This is a genomic window from Neisseria sp. P0001.S005 (assembly GCF_051963715.1).
Genome location: NZ_JBQCTZ010000769.1, coordinates 1 through 368 on the forward strand (window position 1 = coordinate 1; position 368 = coordinate 368).

Below are 368 nucleotides of genomic sequence, written 5' to 3' on the forward strand. Positions count from 1 at the left end.
GGATTCATGACTTGTCCGTTGTAGCGGACTTCAAGGTAAAGGCCGGTTTCGCCCGACGGCAAAGTGCCGCTGGTGCCGATCTTGCTGCCGGCATTGACGGCGTAGTTTTGGGCGATGTCGATTTCGTTCAGGCCGGAGTAAATGCTGACATAGCCGTCGCCGTGGTCGAGGACGACCACTTTGCCGTAGCCTTCAAGCTCGCCGGCAAAAGTAACCGTGCCTGAGGCAATGCTGCTGACCGGAGCAGGAACAGTATTGTAGAACACGCCTTTCCAAACTTCGCCATCGCCGCGGTCTTGACCGAACAGGCCTGCCAGTGTGCCGTTGACCGGTTTTTTCAGACGGCCTTGCATACGGCTGAAGCTGTT

General features: G+C 57.1%; 1 protein-coding gene. It reads right to left on the bottom strand.

Features of this window, described 5'->3' with window-relative positions; translation table 11 throughout:
• Positions 1–368, bottom strand: a 368-nt coding sequence (locus ACTHSP_RS22780) for a murein hydrolase activator EnvC family protein (protein ID WP_440347101.1), incomplete at both ends; no start/stop codon positions are given.